This window comes from Mesorhizobium tamadayense, from assembly GCF_003863365.1.
GTDB classification, from domain to species: Bacteria; Pseudomonadota; Alphaproteobacteria; order Rhizobiales; family Rhizobiaceae; genus Mesorhizobium; species Mesorhizobium tamadayense.
Genome location: NZ_RQXT01000025.1, coordinates 56,405 through 78,376, shown reverse-complemented (window position 1 = coordinate 78,376; position 21,972 = coordinate 56,405). Strand labels below are relative to the sequence as shown.

General features: G+C 64.3%; 21 protein-coding genes and 1 pseudogene. 13 read left to right on the top strand and 9 right to left on the bottom strand.

The genetic code is table 11. The features are described from left to right. Positions 1-2: 2 nt before the first annotated feature. Positions 3-2,213, bottom strand: coding sequence for a TonB-dependent hemoglobin/transferrin/lactoferrin family receptor (locus EH240_RS20220; protein ID WP_125001844.1), 2,211 nt, complete (start codon positions 2,211-2,213; stop codon positions 3-5). Positions 2,214-2,412: 199 nt separating this feature from the next. Here EH240_RS20220 and hemP point away from each other — a divergent pair, with 199 nt between their 5' ends. Genes hemP through EH240_RS20195 form a run of 5 tightly spaced genes read left to right on the top strand, consistent with a single transcriptional unit; the run spans position 2,413 to position 6,514 of the window. Further along, positions 2,413-2,619, top strand: coding sequence for a hemin uptake protein HemP (gene hemP / locus EH240_RS20215; RefSeq protein ID WP_125001841.1), 207 nt, complete (start codon positions 2,413-2,415; stop codon positions 2,617-2,619). A gap of 25 nt (positions 2,620-2,644) precedes the next feature. Then, the gene (locus EH240_RS20210; RefSeq protein WP_125001838.1) at positions 2,645-3,706 is read left to right on the top strand and encodes a hemin-degrading factor; all 1,062 of its coding nucleotides are present in this window, start codon (positions 2,645-2,647) and stop codon (positions 3,704-3,706) included. Positions 3,707-3,756: 50 nt separating this feature from the next. Further along, positions 3,757-4,608, top strand: a complete 852-nt coding sequence (locus EH240_RS20205; RefSeq protein ID WP_425374813.1) for a heme/hemin ABC transporter substrate-binding protein — start codon at positions 3,757-3,759, stop codon at positions 4,606-4,608. A gap of 6 nt (positions 4,609-4,614) precedes the next feature. After that, complete coding sequence (locus EH240_RS20200; RefSeq protein ID WP_125001833.1) at positions 4,615-5,718, top strand: FecCD family ABC transporter permease; 1,104 nt, start codon at positions 4,615-4,617, stop codon at positions 5,716-5,718. 7 nt (positions 5,719-5,725) lie between these two features. Next, positions 5,726-6,514, top strand: a complete 789-nt coding sequence (locus EH240_RS20195) for a heme ABC transporter ATP-binding protein (protein WP_125001830.1) — start codon at positions 5,726-5,728, stop codon at positions 6,512-6,514. A 1-nt stretch (position 6,515) separates the two neighbouring features. Here EH240_RS20195 and rirA read toward each other — a convergent pair whose 3' ends face one another. Continuing rightward, complete coding sequence (rirA, locus tag EH240_RS20190; RefSeq protein WP_125001828.1) at positions 6,516-6,977, bottom strand: iron-responsive transcriptional regulator RirA; 462 nt, start codon at positions 6,975-6,977, stop codon at positions 6,516-6,518. Positions 6,978-7,187: 210 nt separating this feature from the next. Between rirA and EH240_RS20185 the strand changes: the two genes are divergently transcribed. The 3 genes from EH240_RS20185 (at position 7,188) to EH240_RS20175 (ending at position 9,658) form a co-directional block, all read left to right on the top strand. Further along, the gene (locus tag EH240_RS20185; RefSeq protein ID WP_125001825.1) at positions 7,188-8,483 is read left to right on the top strand and encodes a DUF445 domain-containing protein; all 1,296 of its coding nucleotides are present in this window, start codon (positions 7,188-7,190) and stop codon (positions 8,481-8,483) included. A gap of 67 nt (positions 8,484-8,550) precedes the next feature. Further along, the gene (locus tag EH240_RS20180; RefSeq protein WP_125001821.1) at positions 8,551-8,979 is read left to right on the top strand and encodes a phasin family protein; all 429 of its coding nucleotides are present in this window, start codon (positions 8,551-8,553) and stop codon (positions 8,977-8,979) included. 181 nt (positions 8,980-9,160) lie between these two features. Next, complete coding sequence (locus tag EH240_RS20175) at positions 9,161-9,658, top strand: MaoC family dehydratase (protein ID WP_125001818.1); 498 nt, start codon at positions 9,161-9,163, stop codon at positions 9,656-9,658. 259 nt (positions 9,659-9,917) lie between these two features. On the opposite strand, the gene EH240_RS20170 is transcribed toward EH240_RS20175, so the two are convergent. After that, the gene (locus tag EH240_RS20170; RefSeq protein ID WP_125001815.1) at positions 9,918-11,336 is read right to left on the bottom strand and encodes an aminotransferase-like domain-containing protein; all 1,419 of its coding nucleotides are present in this window, start codon (positions 11,334-11,336) and stop codon (positions 9,918-9,920) included. Positions 11,337-11,438: 102 nt separating this feature from the next. Between EH240_RS20170 and EH240_RS20165 the strand changes: the two genes are divergently transcribed. Then, entirely contained in the window at positions 11,439-12,302 is an 864-nt protein-coding gene (locus EH240_RS20165) for a DMT family transporter (protein ID WP_125001887.1), read from the top strand. Positions 12,303-12,308: 6 nt separating this feature from the next. Here the strand turns inward: EH240_RS20165 and EH240_RS20160 are convergent. From EH240_RS20160 to EH240_RS20145, 4 genes and pseudogenes are all read right to left on the bottom strand, one after another. After that, positions 12,309-13,351 (bottom strand): annotated as a pseudogene (locus EH240_RS20160) (zinc-dependent alcohol dehydrogenase family protein). 56 nt (positions 13,352-13,407) lie between these two features. Then, a complete protein-coding gene (locus EH240_RS20155; RefSeq protein WP_125001812.1) occupies positions 13,408-13,887 on the bottom strand; it encodes a DUF4262 domain-containing protein in 480 nt (159 codons plus the stop codon). Continuing rightward, complete coding sequence (gene maiA / locus EH240_RS20150) at positions 13,877-14,527, bottom strand: maleylacetoacetate isomerase (RefSeq protein WP_125001809.1); 651 nt, start codon at positions 14,525-14,527, stop codon at positions 13,877-13,879. Before maiA ends, EH240_RS20155 begins: the two co-directional genes overlap by 11 nt. Next, positions 14,524-15,222 carry a fumarylacetoacetate hydrolase family protein gene (locus EH240_RS20145; RefSeq protein ID WP_125001806.1) on the bottom strand — a complete coding sequence of 233 codons (699 nt, stop codon included), beginning with the start codon at positions 15,220-15,222 and terminating at the stop codon, positions 14,524-14,526. Before EH240_RS20145 ends, maiA begins: the two co-directional genes overlap by 4 nt. Before the next feature lie 204 nt (positions 15,223-15,426). Here EH240_RS20145 and EH240_RS20140 point away from each other — a divergent pair, with 204 nt between their 5' ends. Further along, positions 15,427-16,110: a response regulator gene (locus EH240_RS20140; RefSeq protein WP_125001803.1), complete on the top strand. Its 684-nt coding sequence runs from the start codon at positions 15,427-15,429 to the stop codon at positions 16,108-16,110. 9 nt (positions 16,111-16,119) lie between these two features. On the opposite strand, the gene EH240_RS20135 is transcribed toward EH240_RS20140, so the two are convergent. Beyond that, positions 16,120-17,460, bottom strand: a complete 1,341-nt coding sequence (locus EH240_RS20135; RefSeq protein WP_125001800.1) for a hybrid sensor histidine kinase/response regulator — start codon at positions 17,458-17,460, stop codon at positions 16,120-16,122. Positions 17,461-17,468: 8 nt separating this feature from the next. Beyond that, the gene (locus EH240_RS20130; protein WP_342634096.1) at positions 17,469-18,464 is read right to left on the bottom strand and encodes an FIST N-terminal domain-containing protein; all 996 of its coding nucleotides are present in this window, start codon (positions 18,462-18,464) and stop codon (positions 17,469-17,471) included. Here EH240_RS20130 and EH240_RS39905 point away from each other — a divergent pair. From EH240_RS39905 to EH240_RS20120, 3 genes are all read left to right on the top strand, one after another. Continuing rightward, the gene (locus tag EH240_RS39905; RefSeq protein ID WP_342634095.1) at positions 18,381-18,785 is read left to right on the top strand and encodes a hypothetical protein; all 405 of its coding nucleotides are present in this window, start codon (positions 18,381-18,383) and stop codon (positions 18,783-18,785) included. The two genes, EH240_RS20130 and EH240_RS39905, sit on opposite strands and share 84 nt — an antisense overlap. A 128-nt stretch (positions 18,786-18,913) precedes the next feature. Then, positions 18,914-19,414 carry a (2Fe-2S)-binding protein gene (locus EH240_RS20125; protein WP_125001794.1) on the top strand — a complete coding sequence of 167 codons (501 nt, stop codon included), beginning with the start codon at positions 18,914-18,916 and terminating at the stop codon, positions 19,412-19,414. 104 nt (positions 19,415-19,518) lie between these two features. Further along, complete coding sequence (locus tag EH240_RS20120; protein ID WP_125001791.1) at positions 19,519-21,867, top strand: xanthine dehydrogenase family protein molybdopterin-binding subunit; 2,349 nt, start codon at positions 19,519-19,521, stop codon at positions 21,865-21,867. The last annotated feature ends 105 nt before the right edge of the window (positions 21,868-21,972 follow it).

Genomic DNA, 21,972 nt, shown 5'->3' with positions numbered 1-21,972 from the left:
CGTCAGCCTCCAAAGCGCATGGTTGCCGCCAGCTTCAGCGTGATGCCGGGTTCGTAGAGAACGGCGGTCGTGCTTCCATTGAGCGGGTTGGTGTATTTGACGTCGAACAGATTGTCGGCGCGGAAATCGACCTTGAGATTGTCGGTCGCCTGGTAGCTGGCGAAGGCATTAACCAGCGTATAGTCCTTGGCTACCGGATTGCCCTTGGGCTTGCCGTTGTATTGCACTTCGCCGCCGACGGTCAGCTTGTCCTCGAGGAAGCGCAAGCCGAGCTGCGCCGTCACCTGCGAAGAGGGGATGCTGGCAAGGTCGGCGCGCTCGCCTTCATACGAGATGGTGTGGCCGTTGATGATGGAGGCCGAGAGGCCTCCATAGCCCCAGCCGGCGTCATAGACGCTTTCCAGCTCGAAGCCGTTGATCTTGGCCTTGGCGAAGTTCTGGTACTGGAAGCAGATCGGGATGCCGGGACCGAACGGGCAGCCGCTCGTCGGGTCGAAGGCCGAGAGCGTGACGCCGTCGATATAGTCTTCGACATTGTTGTTGAAGTAGGCGGCCTTGAGCCGCAGCGCGTCGCCGGCCTCGAGAATGTCGTTCTGCTTGTAGTTGACGCCGAACTCGACGGTCTTGCCGGTTTCAGGCTTGAGATCGGGGTTGGGCAGGAACGGGAAGGTGACGCCCGCCGGATGGTTGCCGCTGATCAGCATTTCCGTCAGCGAGGGGGACCGATAACCTTCCGCATAGGTGCCGTAGAATTGCAGGCCCGTGAGGGCAGCGCGTTCGAAGGGCGAGACGCCGACGGTGATGCGCGGCGACAGCCGATCACCCGATGTCTCGTGCCCGGAGTCCTTCAGGCTGTAATTGTCATAACGCAGGCCGGTGATGACCTCGAGCCATTCCCAGGTCAGCTTATCCTGGATGTAGCCGCCCGACACGTTGCGCTTGCCGGACGGCGTGTAGAAGCTGTCGCCGCCGGCCGTGCCGCCCGTCTCGACATCGTCGCCGACCCAGTCGCCGCCATATGTGAGCTCATGCGCGACACCGGCGGTCTCGAAGCGCGATGTGTTCCAGATGTCAATACCCGTGGTTCCGACATCGAGGATCGACAGCGAGCCGGCGGGCAGCACCACGGGCAAGCCTGTGCCGGGGTCGAACCGGTTCTGCGGAACAAGCGTCGTCAGATCGAGAACAGTCTTGTTGTAGGAGGCGTTGATGTGGAGGTCGAGCCAGCTCTTGGCGTCGTCGGTGATGTTGTAGCGGGCGGTGAAGGTGTTCGACTTCAGGTCGACATCGTTGGCCGGTACGCCGCTGCTCGTCTCCGTCCATCCGTCGCTTGAGCCGACCCAGCCGAGCTTCAGCTCACTGTTTTCGCTCGGACGGATGGTGGTCTTGAGCAGCCCGCTCAGCACGTCGAAGCCGGTGCCGGCGACAGTGTCGCCGCCGCCATTCTTATAGTCTCCGTAGTCGCGGTACACGATGTTGCCCAGCGCGTCCCAGTTCTCGTTGAAGCGGTAGGCGCCGCTGGCGCTGGTGGTCCAGCCCTTGCCGTTGCTCTCATAGCGTCCGGTGATGGATCCGGCCCATGTCTCCTCTGGCTTGAGGAAATCCTCGGCATCCTTGGTGTCGAAGAAGACGACGCCGCCGATGGCGCCGGAGCCGTAGGTGTTGGCCACCGGGCCGCGGATCACGTCTACGGACTTGATGAGCTCGGGATCGACATAGAAGGTCGACTGCGTGCCGTGGTCGGAACGCTGGAAATTCTGCCTGGCGCCGTCGACGATGACCGCGACTCGGCCGAAATCCTGCAAGCCGCGGATGTTGATGCTGGAGCTGACGCGCCGCGCGTCGGCCTGCACGGCGACTCCTGGCACCCCAAGCAGCATCTCGTTCGGCGTCGTCGCCATGCGGCGCTCGAGCTGTTCCCGGTCGACGTGGCTGGCCGACGCCAGCGACTGGATCGCCGTTTCGCCGGTGCGGCTGATGACCAGGATCTTGTCGAGCAGGGTTCCTTCAGCGGCGGCCTTTTCATCGGCCTTGTTTTTTTGATCGGCCTGCTGGCCGGTCGCCGGCTGCGCGGCCTGTTGTGCTTTCGCGGCCGGCACGCTGAGCGCGATTGCCGCTGCTCCGGCCATCAATATGGCAATGCTGCTTGCCATCGATCGGAAGCCCGGGCCCGCGTTCGCCCGGCCCGTCCGTCCCCAATTCACCAACCCCATGCCCCAACTCCAAATTCTCAGGCTCGATGCTGGCTGGCGTGGGGCTCGCTCGCATTTTTGATCACATCCGGCGTCTTAAATGTTGACTCATTTAGTCCGGTAATGCACGTAGTAAACATGATTATTCGAGTCAAGAATTGAATCGGCATTTTACGAGGCCGCCGGCCGGGTCTCCGGCAGAGGAAAAGGGACCGACCACATGAACACCTACAATCCCAACGACTTCCGATATCGCGTCCGCCGTTCCGACGACGCGCAGATGCGCTACGAGCGCGTGCCCATGGCGGTGCGCACGCTCTCCAGCAACACGCTGTTTCAGGGCGAGCACGAGATCGGCATCGAACATCATGGCGCGCTCTACCGCCTGAAGATCACCCGCCAGGGCAAGCTGATCCTCAACAAGTAAGCAGACGAAGAGACAGGTGGACGACATGGACCAGCGCGTGAAGCCGTCGCCGGACGAGATCCGTCGGGCGCGGGAAGACAATTCCAAGATGCGCGAACGCGATCTCGCGGCTCAACTCGGAATTTCGGAAGCGGAGCTGGTCGCAGCGCATTGCGGTCACGGCGCCGTGCGCATCGAGCCGCGCGTGAACGACGTGCTGACCGGCCTCGAAGCGGTCGGCGAGGTGATGGCGCTGACCCGCAACGAAAGCGCCGTGCACGAGCAGATCGGTGTCTACGACAAGGTGGTCACCGGCAACCACAATGCCATGGTGCTGGGCGAGAACATCGACCTGCGCATCTTCCCGAAAGTGTGGTCGCACGGCTTTGGCGTAGAGAGGCGCGACGGCGGCGAGATCCGCCGCAGCCTGCAGTTCTTCGATGCGTCCGGCGAGGCGGTGCACAAGGTGCATCTGCGGCCGGCCTCGAACCTCTCTGCTTACCAGAAGCTGGTGGCGAGCCTCGAATCGTCGAACCAGGAACCGGGCGTCGCGATCGCCTCAAGTGCTCCGGAAGGAGAGGGCGAAGCCCAAGGCTCGGTCGCCAGCATCGACGACCTGCGCGACCGCTGGAGCCGGCTGACGGATGTGCATCAGTTCTTCGGCATGCTGAAGACGTTGAAGCTCAGCCGCCGCGAGGCGGTACGCATGGTCGGCCAGGACTATGCCTGGCTGCTCGACAATGACGCCGTCGGCGCCATGTTCCACCACGCGGCGGAAGGCGAGATGCCGATCATGTGCTTCGTGGGAAATCGCGGCTGCATCCAGATCCATTCCGGCCCGATCAAGTCGGTCAAGCCGATGGGGCCATGGATCAACGTGCTCGACGAGACCTTCCACCTGCATCTGAGGACTGATCACATTCATGAAGTCTGGGCGGTGCGCAAGCCGACCAAGGACGGCCATGTCACGTCGCTCGAGGCCTATGACGCCAAGGGCGGCATGGTCATCCAGTTCTTCGGCAAGCGCCATGAAGGCGAAGGCGAGCGCGAGGACTGGCGCTTCCTGGCCGAGAACCTGCCCCGCATTCCCAGCCCGACCGCCGCATGAGGCAAAACCTAATGCGTGTTGTTTTCAGTTTCCGCTCGGCGCTCGCGCCGATGCTCGGCGTTCTGCTCGTTACCGCTCTGCCTGCGAAAGCCAATGAAAGTGCGGCCGTCTTCTCCGATACCTCGCGGATCGCCTCCATCGGCGGCTCGATCACCGAGATCGTCTACGCGCTCGGCGAGGAAGGCCATCTCGTCGCCCGCGATTCGACGAGCTACTTCCCGCACGCAGCGCTCAAGCTGCCCGATGTCGGCTACATGCGTGCGCTGTCGCCGGAGGGTGTGGTCTCGGTCAATCCGTCGGGGATTCTCGCGCTGCATGGCAGCGGCCCGAAGGAAGCGGTCGATGTGCTGAAGAAATCGAGCGTGCCTTTCATCGAAGTGCCCGAGCACTACAGCCATGAGGGCATCCTCGAAAAGATCCGCATCGTCGGCAAGGCGCTTGGCGCCGACGCCAAGGCCGAGAAACTGGCCGCCGAGATGGATGCGAAGCTGAAGGCGGCCGAGAAGCGGACGGCTTCGATCAAGGAGCGCAAGCGCATCCTGTTCGTGCTGTCGACTCAGGGCGGCAAGATCCTCGCCGCCGGAAGCGACACCGCGGGCGACGGTATCATCAAGCTCGCAGGCGCGGTCAACGCGGTCGAGGGGTTCTCCGGCTACAAGCAGATGTCGGACGAGGCGATCGTCACCGCCAGGCCGGATTTGATCCTGACGATGAAGAACGCCGGACCGCCGATCTCGGAAGACGAGCTGTTCGCCAATCCGTCGATCGCCTCGACGCCCGCCGGCGCCGCCCGCAAGGTGATCAGCATGGACGGCGGTTATCTGCTGGGTTTCGGGCCGCGCACGGCCGGAGCCATCCACGATCTCGCCGTCTCGCTCTACGGCAGCCAGGTCACGGACTGAGTGGCCATGGCCGAACAGTCGGTTGCCGGACAGGCGGGCATGATGGCGACGGCAGCCGATGGCGACCGCTCGGCACGGGCAAGGCTCGTCATCCTGCTTTTGTCGGTTGCGCTTGCGCTGTCCATGTTCCTGTCACTGGCGTCGGGCGCTTCCGACGCGTCCGCCGTCCGCGTCATTCGCGACTGGATCACCGGAGCCGCGCCTGCCGATGCGGCGCTCGCCGTGCGCGACCAGCTGATCGTCTATGACATCCGCATGCCGCGCGTGCTGCTCGGCGTGCTGATCGGCGCGGCGCTCGCCGTTTCCGGCGCGGTGATGCAGGGCCTGTTCCGCAATCCGCTCGCCGATCCCGGCCTGATCGGCGTCTCGGCCGGATCGAGCCTTGGCGCGGTGGCGATCATCGTGCTCGGCACAACCTGGCTTGCGCCAGTCACGCTGGCTCTCGGCACGCTCGCCCTGCCGCTGGCGGCGTTTTTCGGCGGCCTTTCGGTGACGTTGCTGCTTTACGCCATCGCCACACGCCAGGGGCGGACGTCGGTCGCCACGATGCTGCTTGCGGGCCTCGCGATCGCCGCCCTTGCCATGGCGCTCACCGGGATCCTGATCTTCATGGCCGACGACCGGCAATTGCGCGACCTCACCTTCTGGCAGCTCGGCTCGCTTGCCGGCGCGACATGGCCGAAGATCGGCACTGTCGGGTCTGTGATCGCGCTGGCGCTGGCGATGATGCCGTTGCTCGCGCACGGCCTCAACGCGCTGGCGCTTGGGGAAGCGACCGCCAGCCATCTCGGCATTCCGGTGCAGCGGCTGAAATACACGGCCATTGTCGGCGTGTCGGCGGCGGTCGGCGCGGCGGTCGCCGTCAGCGGCGGCATCGGCTTCATCGGCATCGTCGTGCCTCATCTCTTGCGCCTCGCGATCGGCCCGGACAACCGCTACCTGCTGCCGGCTTCGGCCCTGCTTGGCGCCTCGCTGCTTCTGCTCGCCGATGCGGTCGCCCGCACCATCGTCGCACCGGCCGAGCTGCCGATCGGCATCGTCACCGCGGTGGCCGGCGCGCCGTTCTTCCTGTGGATACTGCTGCGCAAGCGCGGCATCGTCGATTTGTGAGCTGCCGATGATCGAAGCACGCGACATCTCCGTGGCGATCGGCAACAAGCGCATCGTGTCGCATGTCGATTTCGCGGCGCGGCCGGGCGAGGTGACGGCAATCGTCGGTCCGAACGGGTCGGGCAAGACAACCCTGCTCAAGGCGCTGACGGGCGAGCTTTCCTATACCGGCACGGTCGCCCTCAACGGCCGCGATCTGTCCGCCATGAAACCGGTGGAGGCAGCGTCGCTTCGCGCGGTGCTGCCGCAATCGACCACGCTGTCCTTTCCCTTCACCGTGCGCGAGATCGTTCGTCTCGGCCTGATCGGCGGCCGTTCCGGGGTGCTGCCCGGCGAGGAGGCACGCTTGCCTGAGCGGGCGCTGGCGCGCGTCGATCTCGACGGCTTCGCCGCCCGCTTCTATCAGGAGCTTTCCGGGGGCGAGCAGCAGCGCGTGCAGCTTGCGCGAGTGCTCTGCCAGGTTTGGGCGCCGGTGCTGGAGGGCAGGCCGCGCTGTCTATTCCTCGACGAGCCGGTCTCCAGCCTCGACGTCAAGCACCAGCTCATCATCATGAACATCGCCCGCGACTTCGCCAGGCGCGGCGGCGGTGTCGTGGCGATCCTGCACGACCTCAACCTGACGGCCATGTATGCCGACCGCATTTTCGTGCTGCACGGCGGCCAGCTTGCGGCTGCCGGCTCGCCGGCGGAGGTGCTGAATGACGAACTGATCGAGCAGGTGTTCGACTGCCGCCTCAAGGTCGGCGCATTGCCGGCCGCAAACATGCCGTTCGTTCTGCCGCAATCGGCAGCTTAGGTCACGCCGCCGGAGCGCGTTGCTCCAGCAGATCGATGCCAAGCAGGTGGCGCACGTTCGGGCGCGCCGCGACGAGGTCGGCGATCGTGTAGCGGGAAAGCACCGCGAAGAAGGCGTTGAGCGCCTCCCGCAGCGCCGAATTCAACGCGCAGCTGTCGACCAGCGGGCATTCGGCGGCGTCGTTCTCGAAGCATTCGGCCATGGCGAAGCTTTCTTCGGTGACGCGCACGACATCGAACAGGCTGATCTGCTCGGCCGGTCGGCCGAGTCTCACGCCGCCGTTGCGGCCCCGCACGGTCTCGACCAGGCCGGCCTCGACCAGCGGCTGCAGGATCTTGAACAGGAACAGCTCCGAAACCGAATAGGCGGCGGCGATCTCCGGGATGCGGCTCAGCCTGTCGCTGTTTGCGGCGCAATACATCAGGATGCGCATCGCATAGTTTGTCTGGCGCGTGAGCCGCATGGTATCCTCGCGAAAACATTAGCTTGAGCCGAATATGGCCCATAGTTTGGAATAATTCCAGACTGGACTACCACATAGCTGAATAAGCTTGTCAACTTTTTGTGCATGCCGGTGAGCATGGCAGCCCGATATGCCTCTACGCGCTTTGAGCGAGCGTTTCGCTGGCGCAGGCCCTAGATAAGTCCGGGTGCAACAGGAAACGGCCCTTCCATGTCACAATCAGCTCAGGCGCTCGCGCCGGTCCGATTCGACGCCGATGCGCAGGCAAAGCTCTCGGCATTGCGGCGGACCAAGTTCATCGCCGTAGCGGCGCTCGCCCTGTGCATTCTTGTCTTCGCGCTCGCCAAGTCTTTCCAGGGCAACTATCCGTGGCTTGGTTCCGTCGCGGCGTTCGCCGAGGCGGCGACCATCGGCGGGCTCGCCGACTGGTATGCGGTCGTTGCGCTGTTCAGGCGGCCGCTCGGCCTGCCGATCCCGCACACCGCCATCATCCCGGAGAACCAGCACCGCATCGCCGACAATCTCGGCCGTTTCATCGAAGCCAATTTCCTCGCGCCGGAGCCGGTACGGGAAAAGCTCGCCGAGGTCGACTTTGCCGCTCTCGTCGCCGACTGGCTGGCCGACGCCGAACGCGCCGCCGCGCTGTCGCGGTTTGTCGCCCGGCTGGTGCCGCAGACGCTGACGGCGGTGGAGCAGTCCGGGCTGCGCGACTTCGTCACCAGCCGCATGCTGGAGCAGATCGAGAAGGTGCCGCTGGCGCCTTTAGCCGCGGAGCTGTTGTCGGCGCTCACCGACGACCGCCGCCATCAAAAACTGTTCGACGAGTTCACCAGGGTGGTCGGGCGTTTCCTGAACGACGAGAAGGCGCTGGCGACGATGCGCGAGAAGATCCGCGAGGAACTGCCCTCGCTCTTCAACCTGTTCCGTGCCGATGCCTACCTGTTGAAGAAGATCGTCGCGTCCGCCGCATCGCTGCTGGAGGAGGTGCGGGCCGATCCTGATCATCCGATGCGTGCCGAATTCGACCGCTTCGCGCTCGGGTTCATCGAGCGGCTCAGGATATCCAAGCAATACGCAAGACGCGCCGAGAAGTTGAAGCGCGATTTCCTTGGCCGTCCGGAAGTCAGGGCGCTGGCCGGCGACATGTGGGCAAGCCTGCGCCTGTTCATCGAGCAGGACGCCAACGCGCCGAATTCGATGATCCGCGAGCATCTTGCCAACATGTTCGTCGAGGCCGGCCGGCATCTGGCCGACGATGCGCAGATCAGGGCCGATATGAACCAGGGTTTTGTGGTGGCGCTCGCCTCCTTCGTCGAGAGTCAGAAGAGCGGCGTGTCCAAATTCATCGCCGACCAGGTCAAGCGCTGGGACCTAACCCAGTTGACGCGGCTGATCGAGGTGAACATCGGCAAGGACCTGCAATATATCCGCTTCAACGGCATGGTGATCGGCGGCCTGGCCGGTTTGGTGCTCTATATGGCCGAGCGGCTGGTTCTCCTCAATTGACGCGGGCCGGGCGCGCACTATTCTCCCTAGCGGGTGCCGCAAATGCGGCAGATCGGGAGGCGACGACATGGCAAGACAACCGGAATCCGACTCTTTCCTGGACATGTTCAGCAGGTTCGGCCGCGACCTGAAGCTGCCGAAGGTCGACGCCCAGGCGATTCTCGATCACCACCGCAAGAATCTCGAGGCTCTGGAAAAGTCGGCCAGAGCAAGTGCCGCCGGCGCGTCCTCCGTTCTGTCGAGGCAGCACGAAATGGTGCAGGAGGCGCTCAGCGAAATCACCCGGATGGCACAGAACTACCAGGCTTCGGGCAATCCGCAGGAGTTGATGACGAAGCAGGTGGATTTCGCCAGGAAATCCTTCGAGACGACGCTGAAGAATGCCGGCGAGGTCGCTGACTTGGTCCGCAAATCCGGCACCGAATCGATCGAAATCCTGCGCGACAGGATCAAGGACGCGATGGCGGAGATCCGGGCCGGTTACGACAAGAAGTGAGCAATCCGGATCCTGTGTTTCGGGATCGGGTTCAGGCGGCTGAACAACCGGCGCGCGCGGCTGCGCGTTCCCTGCCTGACGTAAAACCGTCAACTCTGAGATCGAAATCGGGGCGCCGCGAATTGACAGGAGCCGCCGGTTCGTGGTCGGGAGACGGGCACGAGCCACCAGGAAAGCAGGAATGACGGAAAACCGGCCGAGAACGCCGCCGACCTTCGAACAGTTGCGGACAATGGCCGGCCAGGAGATCGGCGTGTCGGACTGGATGACGGTCGACCAGCAGCGCATCGACCAGTTCGCCGAATGCACGGGCGACCATCAATGGATCCATGTCGATCCCGAGCGCGCAAAACGACAAAGCCCGTTCCGCACCACGATCGCGCATGGCTATCTGACGCTGTCGATGATCGGCGCGCTGGCGCTGGATATGGGCATCGTGCCGGAAAACACGCAGGCCGCCTTCAATTACGGCTTCGACAAGGTGCGCTTCCTGGCGCCGGTGAGGTCCGGCGCACGCATCAGGCTGCGCACGACGCTGCTTTCCATGGAGGACCGCGGTCCCGGCCAATATCTGATGAAGGCGGCGAACACAGTCGAGATCGAAGGCGAGCAGAAACCGGCGCTGACCGCCGAGACGCTGGTGATGCTGTACGAACGGCGCAAGCGGGCAGCAACCTGAGCGGCGGGCTGACATTCAGGTGAGGCCGGCCCGCAAACGGCGGTTTGCTGCGCTTCCGGCCTTCGCCAGCCGAAGCATCTCATGACATGAGAGGGGCGTGGCAGTTAAGGCTACAGCCGGCGTAGGCCGGTGCTCACGTACCTCAAAGTACGCCTCTCCGGTTCTCGGAAGCCACCACTTTCGGCTCGGCCTGACCTGAATCTCAACAGTCCCTAAAACGGCAGACCGTCGGGCCTGGTTCGGTAGTCTCCAATCATTCTTATGCAGCTATACGGCGGGAAGCCGCCATCGCTTTTTCGACCACCTTGAAGATGCGCTCATCCCCGCATTGGGCGACATTGAAGCGCATGAAGCGGCCGGCGGTGTGCGAGAGGCTGAAGGCATTGCCGGGCGCCAGCACGACATTCTCCGCCAGCGCATGGCGGGCGACATCGGCGGCGTCTATGCCGTCGGGCAGACGGCACCATAGGAACATGCCGACCGTCCGGTCGATCCAGGGCACGATGCCCATCGCTTTCAGCCTGCCGGCTGTTTCGGCCATGGCACGCGACAGGCGGGCGCGCAACTGCTCGACATGCTTGCGGTAGCTGCCGTCCTTGAGCAAGGTCAACACCAACTCCGAGGAGAGCCGTCCACCTCCGAACGTGGTGGCGATCTTGAGGTCGATCAGCCCCTCCATCCAGTCGTGAGGCGCGGCAATGAAGCCGCAACGCACCGAAGCCGAGAGTGTCTTGGAGAAGGAGCCGATCTGGACGACGCGGCCGAGACCGTCGAAGGCCGCCAGCCTTGGCGCCGGCGTGTGCTCGAAATCGGCGAAGATGTCGTCTTCGATGATGGCGAGGCCGGATTGGTCGGCAAGCTTGAGCAACCGGTGGGCAACGACCGGCGAAAGCACAGCTCCGGTGGGGTTGTGGAGCGCGGAATTGGTGATGTAGAGGCGCGGCCGGTGCTCGGCGAGCGCTTGCGCGAACAGATCGATATCGGGTCCCGACGGCGTCATGGGGACGCCGATCACCTTGGCCCGATGGGCGCGCAAAAGCGCGTGGAAGTTGAAGTAGCAGGGATCGTCGACCAGCACGGTGTCGCCCGGCTCGAGCAGGAAGCGACATAACAGGTCGATCGCCTGCGTGCCGGATTCGGTGAGCATGATCTGGTCCGGCGAAGCCTCGACGCCATGCGCCGAGAGGCGGCGGGCGAGCAGCTGCCGCAGTGACGGCAGGCCGAGCGGCGTGCCGTAGTCGGCAAGCGTCGCGTCGTCGGTTCTAGCTGCTCCGCGCAATGCCCGACGCAAGGCGGCTTGCGGCATCCAGGATGCCGGCAGCCAGCCGCAGCCGGGTTTTAGCATGTCGCCGCTTGCGTCCAGCGATTGCCGGGAGACCCAGAGCGGATCGACTTCGCGGTCGAGACGCGGCCCGATCTCGGCCAGCGACAGCGGCGCCAGCGGTCCGGCTGCGTAGAAGCCCGAACCCGGCCGGGAGCGGATCGTGCCTTCGGCCGCGAGCCGCTCATAGGCCTCGACCACGGTCGATTTCGACACCCGCATCGTGCCGGCGAAGGCACGGATCGAAGGCAGCCGCGCGCCCGGCGTCAGGACGCGCGCGGCGATCCGCTGCCGGATTGCCGACATGACCGTTTCGACAAGCGTTCCGCCACCGGCATTCGGGTCGGGCGTGTCCATCTGTACTTCCCCGCGGACCATTACAGTTCTGCAGAATTGTACCGCATTGTCTCTGGTTGCGCCACGGGCTTCGCGCGTACAGAAGCGCAAACGGAGCGGATGATGGACAAGAGTTTGAACGGGTGGCTCAACGGCTTCATCGGCGTACTGATCTTCAGCGGCTCGCTGCCGGCGACGCGCGTGGCGGTGGTGGATTTCGACCCGACCTTCCTGACCTCCGCCCGGGCGGCGATCGCAGGCCTGCTCGGCATTGCGATGCTGCTGCTGTTTCGCGAGAAGCGACCGGCGCGAGGCGATCTGGTTTCGCTGGCCATCGTTGCGCTGGGCGTCGTGGTCGGCTTTCCCCTGCTGACGGCGCTGGCGCTCAAGCATGTCACCGCGGCGCATTCCATCATCTTCGTAGGCCTGCTGCCGCTGGCAACCGCGGTCTTCGGCGTGCTGCGCGGCGGCGACCGTCCCCGCCCGGCGTTCTGGCTGTTCTCCTGCCTGGGAAGCGCGCTCGTCGCGGGCTTTGCCTTGACGCAGGGCGTGACCGCGTCACCGGTCGGCGATGGCTTGATGCTCGCCGCCATCATCGCCTGCGGGCTGGGCTATGCCGAGGGCGCCGCGCTGTCACGCAGGCTGGGCGGCTGGCAGGTGATCTGCTGGGCGCTGGCGCTGTCGCTGCCGGTCATGCTGGTGCTAACGTTTGCGACGCTGCCGCCGTCCTTCGCCCGCGTCGGTTCCGGCGCATGGATGGGCCTCGCCTATGTCTCGCTGTTCAGCATGCTGATCGGCTTCGTGTTCTGGTACCGTGGCCTCGCGCAAGGCGGCATCGCCGCCGTCGGGCAATTGCAGTTGCTGCAGCCCTTCTTCGGCCTGGCCCTGGCGGCGAGCCTGCTGCACGAGCACGTCAGCCCGCTGATGGTAGTGGTCACGCTCGGCGTGGTGGCGTGCGTGTTCGGCGCGAAGAAATTTGCGAGGTAGGGTTTCTTACTGAAACCTTGTCACCACGCCGATGCCGATACCCTCGAAACCGCCCATGGCCATCAGCGCGGCGGGCGCATCCTCGAGGCTGATCCTTTTGCCGACCAGAAGCTCGGGCTTCAGCTTGCCGGTGCGGATCATCTCCATCATGGCGGAATAGCGGTAGGCCTGCATGCCGTGGCTGCCGAGGATTTCGAGCTCGAAGGCGATCACCTTGTCCATCGGCACCTGCGGGCGGGCATGCTCGCCCAGCATCAGTCCGATCTGGACGTGGCGCCCGCGCCGGCGCAGGTTGGCGATCGAGTTGAAACAGTGGTTGGATGGCCGAGCGCGTCCATCGACATATGCGCGCCGCCATTGGTGATCTGCTTGACCGCCTTGACCACGTTCGGCGTGGTCGAGGCGTTGATGGTCGCCACCGCGCCGATCTTTTTCGCAAACTCCAGCTTCTCGTCGGTGAGGTCGATGGCGATGACGTTGGCGCCCATGGCGCTGGCGATCATGATTGCCGAGAGGCCGACGCCGCCGCAGCCATGCACCGCCACCCATTCGCCGGGCGTCACCCGGCCCTGGTCGACGATGGCGCGGAAGGAGGTGACGAAGCGGCAGCCGAGGCTGGCGGCGGTGGCGAACTCCATCTCGTCCGGCAGGCGCACGAGGTTGGTGTCGGCGTGCTCGATGCCGACATATTCGGCGAACGAGCCCCAGCCGGTGAAGCCAGGCTGGGACTGGTGCTCGCAGACCTGATGGTTGCCGGAGTTGCACTCGAAACAGCGGCCGCAGCCGACGGCGAAGGGCACGGTGACACGGTCGCCGGCCTTCCAGCGGCTGACCTGCTTGCCGGCGGCGACCACGACGCCCGCCAGCTCGTGGCCGGGCACATGCGGCAGGGTGATGCCTTCGTCATGGCCCATCCAGCCATGCCAGTCGCTGCGGCAAAGCCCGGTCGCCTCCACCTTGATGACGACGCCATCCGCCGCCGGCTTCGGATCGGGTACGGTCTGGATCGTCGGTGCCTCGCCGAATTTCTCGAAGACGACAGCTTTCATGGGAGTGCTTTCTTATCCAGTTCAAGTGCAGTGCGGTTTTGAGCAATAGTCCGAAGCTAAGTCGGCGGTGATGACTGGTCGAGAAGCGGTTGCTGCTTGCAAAACCACTGGTCGGCTTCGGCATCCCAGGGCCAAATGCCGGATGATGTCGGATATACGAGCTGCATATCCCGAAAATCCAGGCCGTCGTAGAACCAGATGTCCCAGCCGAAGTATTCGGGATAATGGTCCGGATGGACCGCGCCGAACTGGCAGTCGAAGCCGCCGCCCAGGAAACCCGACGCCCGCTGTCCGACGCCGAACCTTTCACCGTTTCGCGCCCGCCGGCAATACTCATTGATAATAGACTGAGAAAGCTCCGGTTTCAGCCCGACGATGACCAATTCGGGAACCTTGAAATTGTGCTCTATCCCCACGGAATAGGCGAAAGGCGGAAGCTCTTCCTCTTCCAGCACACAGAGAATGTGGCAGCCATAAGCTTCGATGTCGGCGAGCGCCTTTGCTTCGTCCGCGTCCTTGGGTTCTCTATTCGGCATCAATCTGGTTCTGCGGTGCTGCCTTCTGGAAGGCGGGAAGTGCCATGCAGGCGGCGTGGATGCGCGCGATCACCGGGTAGGGCGCCATGTCGACGCCGAAGCGGGCGTTGTTGGTGACTTGTGCCGCCAGGCAGATGTCGGCAAGCCCCGGTTCATCGCCATGGCAGAATGCGCCCGTCTCACGTGACGAGGCCAGAATCTTTTCAAGCGGCTGGAAGCCTTCATTCACCCAATGCCGGAACCAGTTGACGACGTCCTCGTCGCCGGCGCCGAAGAGAGTGCGCAGCGAGGTGAGCACGCGCAGATTGTTAACGGGGTGGATGTCGCAGGCGATCATCTGCGCCAGCATCCTGACGCGGGCGCGGCCCAGCGCATCCTTGGGCAGCAGCGGCGGCTCCGGCGCGATCTCGTCGAGATATTCGATGATCGCCAGCGACTGCGTCAGCAGCGTGCCGTCGTCCAGCACCAGCGCCGGCACCAGCCCTTGCGGGTTGACCGCGAGATAGGCGGGCTCGAGATGCTCGCCATGGCGCAGGTGATGCGGCACATAGGAGTAGCTCAGCCCCTTCATCTCCAGCGCGATCCGCACCCGGTAGGAGGTGGAGGAGCGATAGTAGTTGTGAAGGACGAGATCGCTCATCGCTGCGGCTGCCCGATGGTCACCTCGATCGCGCCGACGCCATCGACACCGCCGGTAATCCTGTCGCCTGGTTGGACCGCGCCCACGCCGGCCGGCGTGCCGGTGAAGATCAGGTCGCCGGGCTGAAGCTCGACCGCCTCGCTGCAGATCGAGACGACATCGGCGATTGGCCAGATCAGTTCGGCGAGGTCGCCGTCCTGTCTTACTTCACCGTTGATGGCGAGCCAGATGCGGCCTTTTTCGGGATGGCCCGACTTCGCAACCGGGATCAGCGGACCGCAGGGTGCGGAAAGGTCGAATGCTTTCGACCAGTCCCAGGGGCGGGCTGCCTTCTTCGCCTGGTCCTGCAGGTCGCGGCGGGTCAAGTCGACGCCCACGCCATAGCCCCAGACATGGGCGAGCGCCTCGGCGCGAGGAATGCGGAAGCCGGCCTCGCCGATCGCCACGACCAGCTCGATCTCGTGGTGGAGATTGGCGGTCAAAGGCGGGTAGGGGATCACGGCGCCGCTGTCGACCACCGCGTCGGCCGGCTTGGTGAAGAAGAAGGGCGGGTCGCGCTCGTCATTGCCGAGCTCGCGCGCGTGCGCCGCGTAGTTGCGGCCGACGCAGAAGATGCGGCGCACGGCAAACCGCTCCGCCCAGCCGGCGACGGCGACCGAGGCGATCGCAGGCGGAGCGAGGACGAAGTCTGGCATTGCAGCTCTCTGAGTTGGTATGAATCGTACGCACTTTCGGCCGATTTCGGCAGGCGGGCAAGGCATTAGGCCCGCGAAACCATTGGCCGTGTCGTTTCCCCGACAAGGCGGCTATTTGCCGATATACTATTTGGCAATAATCTGACCATGGTCTCAGGACTATCCTGTCCCCGACGAAACTGAACCGATGCCCGAAGCAATGCCATGACCGCCGTCAACGATCGCGCCCGCTTCCTGATCATCGACGATCACCCGCTGTTTCGCGAGGCGCTGCACAGCGCCGTGCAGATGGCCTATCCGGACGTCGACACGGTCGAGGCGCGATCAATCGCGGAAGCGATCGAGCTTCTCGCCGAAGCAAAGCCGTTCGACCTGGCGCTGCTCGACTTGAGCATGCCCGACGTGCACGGCTTCGAAGGGCTGCTGCAACTCAGGACCCGCTATCCGCGCCTGCCGGTGGTGATCGTGTCGGGCTATGAGGAGCCGAAGATCATCTCCGAGGCGCTGTCCTACGGCGCCGCCGGCTTCATTCCGAAATCGGCCCGCAAGAGCGATCTCGCCGCCGCCATCCGCTCGGTGATGGACGGCGCGGTCTACGTGCCGGAAAACTACGAGGGACAGCCGCCGGATCCCGACAGCACCGACCGCGCCGACATGGTGCAGCGCTTGGCCAGGCTGACGCCGCAGCAGCTCAGGGTTCTGCAGATGCTGCGCCAGGGCATGCTCAACAAGCAGATCGCCTACGAGCTGCAGGTGGGCGAGACCACGGTGAAAGCGCACGTCTCGGAGATTTTGCGCAAACTCAACGTCTACAGCCGCACGCAAGCGGTGATCGAGGTCTCGAAGCTCGATAATGCGGAGTTGTTCCGGGACCAGGCAGGATTCTAAGCGACAGATCTAAGCCAGCAAGTGCGCCAGCAGCGCGCGCAACTGTGCCGGCTTCAGCGGCTTGCGCATCAGTTCGATGCCGGCGGCGCGGGCGGCCCTGGCGACCGCCTCGGAGCCGTCGGCGGTAACTATCAGCGCCGGCACGGGGCGGCCGAGATAGTCGCGTACTTCGGCTATTGTTGTGGTGCCGAGGTCGCCGCCGTCGAGATGCTGGTCGGCGATGACGATGTCCGGCACCCAGGCGGTGTCGCCGAGCAGGTCGAGCGCATCGTCGGTCGAGGTCGCTGCGCGTACCAAGCATTGCCAGCGCTCGAGCAGCGAGGTCATGGCGCTCAGCACGTCGGCGTCGTTCTCGACTAGCAGCACCTTGGTGCCGAACAGGCCGTAACCGCGCGGTCGCTCGATGTCGCCGCCGCTTGCCGCCGGCTCAGCCGCGGTGCTCACGCCGACCGGAACGTCGATGTGGAAGATGGTGCCGCGTCCGACCTTCGAGGAAAAAGTGACGGGGTGGCCGAGGGCAGCCGCCATGCGGCGGACGATCGCGAGGCCAAGACCTAGCCCGCCCGCCAGCCCGACTTCCGCCAGGGTGGAAGTTCCACGGTGGAATTCCTCGAACACCGCCTCGCGCTGCTCGTCGGGGATGCCGCAGCCGGTGTCGGCGACGTCGATCCGGATGGTGTCTCCGCGGTGCCTGGTGCCGACCAGCACGCCGCCGGAACGGGTGTAGCGCAACGCGTTGGAGAGAATGTTTTGCAGGATGCGGCGCAACAGCGTGCGATCGGAGCGCACGACCAAGTTCACCGGACGGAACTTCAGCGACAGGCCTTTCTTCCCCGCCTCGGGAAGAAAGTCAGAGCGCAGCGATGAGAACAGCGTCTCCAGGCTGACGTCGCAGATTTCCGGCTGCACCACGCCGGCGTCGAGCTTGGAGATGTCGAGCAGGGTGCGCAGCAGGTCTTCCATCGTCTCCAGCGAGCGCTCGACCTGGCGGACGAGCTTCTTGCCTTCCTCGCTGGTCTGCACTTCGGCGAGTGCCGAGACCGACAGATGCGCGGCGTTCAGCGGCTGCAGCACGTCATGGCTGGCGGCGGCGAGAAACCTGGTCTTGGAGAGGTTCGCCAGCTCGGCATATTCCTTCGCCGCGCTGAGGTCGATGTTGGACTGCTCGAGCCGGCGCAGCGTCGCATGCAGCTCCTCGGTGCGCGTGCGCACCCGGTTCTCCAGCGAGATCGCGGTCTGGAACAGCGAGAAGGCATTGCCTTGCTGGTCCATCGAGCGCTCGACGCGGCTGACGAGCGCGGCGTTGATCTTCTTCAGCTTTTCGAGGTCATTGATGTCGCGGAGCGGCATGGCAGTCGTCACTCTGCCGCTTGGCGCTCGCCGAAGGCGATGCCGGTGAAAGTCTGGTTGAGATGCATCGAGCGGTACTGCTCGCCATAGGTGCCGAAACCGATGACGTTGTTAGCCCGGTAGAGCTCGGAAATGTCGCGGAAGACCTGGCGGTTGCGCGCGTCGAGCCGGCGCAGCACGCAGTCGAAGCCGAGGATCATGTCGATGCCGCCGAGCTTGCGCTCGACGTCCTGCAACGCGGCGCGCGTCGCTTCCACCATGTTCTTAGGCTGGGCGATGGATAGAACCACGCCGTCGTCGATGGCGCAGAAGAACGAAAGCGAGCCGTCGGCATGCATCCTCTGGATAGAGCGGCAATAATATTCTCCGCCCACCTTCAACACGACAGGATGCGAGGCGAAGCTCAGGGGCGTCAGCATCTGCGGCGCGGTACCGACCGAGGCGGCATATTCCTCCGCGGCGTTGGTGGCGTTGAATTCGCTCACGATACGATGGTCGGGATCAGAAGCCGTTACCACCAGCTTTTCGTCGGTGGGAAGGAAATTGTCGGTCTTGAAGACGTGGAAGGGGATCTCGGTGGCGATGAGCACGACGATGGCGCTGTCGGACGTAACCTTGCCGTTCGAGATCAGCCTGGTCGTCTCGAATTTCAGGTCGTCGCCGGCGGAGCCGCCGATCAGCGGAATGTCGTCCAGTCCCCAATGGATGGCCGATGTCACCGCTTCCTCGGCATAGGAGAGCCCATCGATGAAGCAGAGCGCGAACACACTCTTTGCACGGTCGTGACCAGCGCGGTCGCGCAGCAGGCGCCTTAGCGTCGCGACCTCGCCGGTGATCCTGTCCATGCCGGAGGAGGAGAGGTTCTCGACCATGGTGCTGACGGCCGAAAATGACCCCGACGGCAAAAGCAGCGCCAGCGCATGGCCTTCCTCCAGCCCTTGCGGCGTGATCTCGCCGGCGGTCGAGCAGCCGGCATAGGCGAGCGAAGGCGCACACAGCTTCAGCGCCTGCGTCAGTGCCGATGCGTCGACGAGGCTCTGGGAGAAGAAGAGCAGCGCGAAGCCGGCGTCGACGGCTGCGGCTTCGGCCGCGATTGCCCGGGCAAATGCATTTGGATCGGGCTCATCTGTGGTGAGCGCCGAGAGGCCGCATGCGTAACGCGTGCTCGAACTGGCCAGCTTGCCTTCTCCCGCAATTCCTCCAACGCTGTTTTTGTGCGTGTCTTTTTGTGCGTGTTCGGCACGCTCGCGTCGAGGGCATCTTTGCCTTCAATCCCGGTTTTGGCAATGGGCCGATTGGTGCGCCGCGCAGCGGTTTTGCCATGACCGAAAGTACAATGGGAGCGGCGCTGGCAGCACTGTTTTGCCCGTTGTACGGTGTGCAATAACGCACTGCCGAAGCATCAGCACGGCATCGGCAACGCGACGACCAAGGTGATACCCAGGGAGGAAGCATGTCGGACGTGTCGTTGACGGTGAATGGCAGACGGGTCAGCGGGAGCGCCGAGGACCGAACGCTGCTGGTGCATTTCCTGAGGGAACAGCTCGGTCTCACTGGTACCCATGTCGGTTGCGACACCTCGCAATGCGGCGCCTGCGTCGTGCATGTCGACGGCAGGGCGGTGAAATCCTGCACCATGCTGGCCGTGCAGGCGTCGGGGTCGACCATCGTCACCATCGAAGGGCTTGCGAACGGCGCCGACCTGCATCCGGTGCAAGCGGCGTTCAAGGAGCATCACGGCCTGCAATGCGGCTTCTGCACGCCGGGCATGATCATGACGGCGACCGACATGATCGCGCGCCATCCGGAAGGTCTCGACGAGACCACCGTGCGCGCCGAGCTCGACGGCAACATCTGCCGCTGCACCGGCTACCACAACATCGTCAAGGCGATCCTCGCCGCATCGCAAGCGATGGCGAAGGGGGCCAAGGGCAGGGCCAGGCAAGCGGCGTGAGGTTTGAGTGAGTAGCGAGTAGCGAGTAGTCGGTCTTCGTTCGGCCCGACCTCCACTCCAATCGTTCTCTACTCACTATTCGCTATTTTCGGGAGGAATTTCTAATGGGTATCGAAGGTGTCGGCGCTCGCGTGGCGCGCAAGGAAGACAAGAGGTTTATCACCGGCGGCGGCCGCTATGTCGACGACATGGTGGTTCCCGGCATGAAGCATGCCGTGTTCGTGCGCAGCCCGTACGCGCATGCGCAGATCAAGAAGATCGACGTGAAGAAGGCTCAGGCCATGCCCGGCGTCGTCGGCGTGCTGACCGGCAAGGAGCTCAAGGCCGATGGCATCGGCAACCTGATCTGCGGCTGGATGATCCATTCCAAGGACGGCACGCCCATGAAGATGGGCGCCTGGTCGCCGCTCGCCGTCGACAAGGTACGCTATGTCGGCGACGCCGTCGTCATCGTCATCGCCGACACCAAAAGCCAGGCGCGCGACGCGGCGGAAGCGGTCGAGATCACCTATAAGGAACTGAAGGCGGTGGTCGAGGCGACCAAGGCGCTCGAAAAGGGCGCGCCGCAGGTCCATGCCGAAGCCGAGAACAATCTGATCTTCGATTGGGAGCTCGGCGACGCCAAGGCAACCGATGCCGCGATCAAGTCGGCGGCTCATGTCACGCGCATGAAGATCGTCAATAACCGGCTGGTGCCGAACGCCATGGAGCCACGCGCGGCGCTCGGCCATTACGACAAGGCCGAGGACCACTATACCTGCTGGACGACCTCTCAGAATCCGCATGTCGCGCGGCTGGTGCTGAGCGCCTTCTACAATGTCGCGCCGGAAAACAAGCTGAGGGTAATCGCGCCCGACGTCGGCGGCGGCTTCGGATCGAAGATCTACATCTATCCGGAAGAGATCGTTTGTCTCTGGGCATCGAAAAAGACCGGTGTTCCGGTCAAATGGGTCGCCGACCGCACCGAGAGCTTCCTCGCCGACGCGCATGGCCGCGACCATGTCTCGACGGTGGAAATGGCCTTCGACAAGGACAATCGGATCACCGGCCTCAAGGTCGACACGATAGCCAATCTCGGCGCCTACATGTCGCTGTTCTCGTCCTGCGTGCCGACCTATCTCTACGCCACGCTGCTGTCGGGCCAGTACGACATACCGGCGATCCACGCCAATGTGCGCGCCGTGTACACCAACACGGCACCGGTCGATGCCTATCGCGGGGCAGGGCGGCCGGAAGCCACCTACGTCCTCGAGCGCGTGATGGAGACCGCCGCGCGCGAGCTTGGCGTGTCGCCGGCGGAGCTCAGGCGCAAGAATTTCATCACATCGTTCCCTCACCAGACGCCGGTGATCATGAACTATGACGCGGGCGACTATGACGCCTCGCTCGAGGCGGCGATGAAGGCCGCCGACTATGCCGGCTTCACCAAGCGGCGGGCGGACGCCGCCAAGCAGGGCAAGCTGCGCGGCATCGGCATGAGCTGCTACATCGAAGCTTGCGGCCTCGCGCCGTCGGCGGCGGTCGGTTCGCTCGGCGCCGGCGTCGGGCTGTGGGAATCGGCCGAGGTGCGCGTCAACGCCGTCGGCACGATCGAGGTGCTGACCGGCTCGCACAGCCATGGCCAGGGCCACGAGACGACCTTCGCGCAACTGGTCAACCAGCGCTTCGGCGTGCCGATCGACTCGGTCTCGATCGTCCATGGCGACACCGACAAGGTGCAGATGGGCATGGGCACCTATGGCTCGCGCTCGGGCGCCGTCGGCATGTCGGCCGTCGCCAAGGCGCTCGACAAAGTCGAGGCCAAGGCCAAGAAGATCGCCGCGCATCTGATGGAAGCCGACGAGGGCGACATCGTCATCGAGAACGGCGAGGTCAAGGTCGTGGGCACCGACAAGAGCCTGCCCTGGCTGCAGGTGGCGCTCGCCGCCTATACCGCCCACAATCTGCCGGCCGGCATGGAGCCCGGCCTGAAAGAGACGGCCTTCTACGACCCGTCCAACTTCACCTTCCCGGCAGGCTGCTACATCTGCGAGGTCGAGATCGATCCGGAAACCGGCCTGACGGAAATCGTCCAGTTCGTCGCTGCCGACGACTTCGGCAACATCATCAATCCGATGATCGTCGAAGGGCAGGTGCATGGCGGCATCGCGCAAGGGGTGGGCCAGGCGCTGCTGGAAGGCGCGCATTACGACTCGAGCGGCCAACTACTGACGGCAAGCTACATGGACTACACCATGCCGCGCGCCGACGACCTGCCGTCGTTCAAGGTCTCGACCTCGAACACGCCATGTCCCGGCAATCCGCTCGGGGTGAAAGGCTGCGGCGAGGCCGGCGCGATCGGCTCGCCGCCGGCGGTGATCAACGCCATCACCGATGCGCTCGGCGTCGTCGACATCGCCATGCCGGCATCGCCGTCGACGGTGTGGTCGGCGATCCGAGCAAAGAAGTACTGAAAAGCGAATAGCGAATAGGGAGTAGCGAATAGCGGAAAAGCGCGATGCGAAGGGATAGGCCCTATTCGCTATTCGCTACTCCCTATTCGCTCTTTTCCCCGAAGG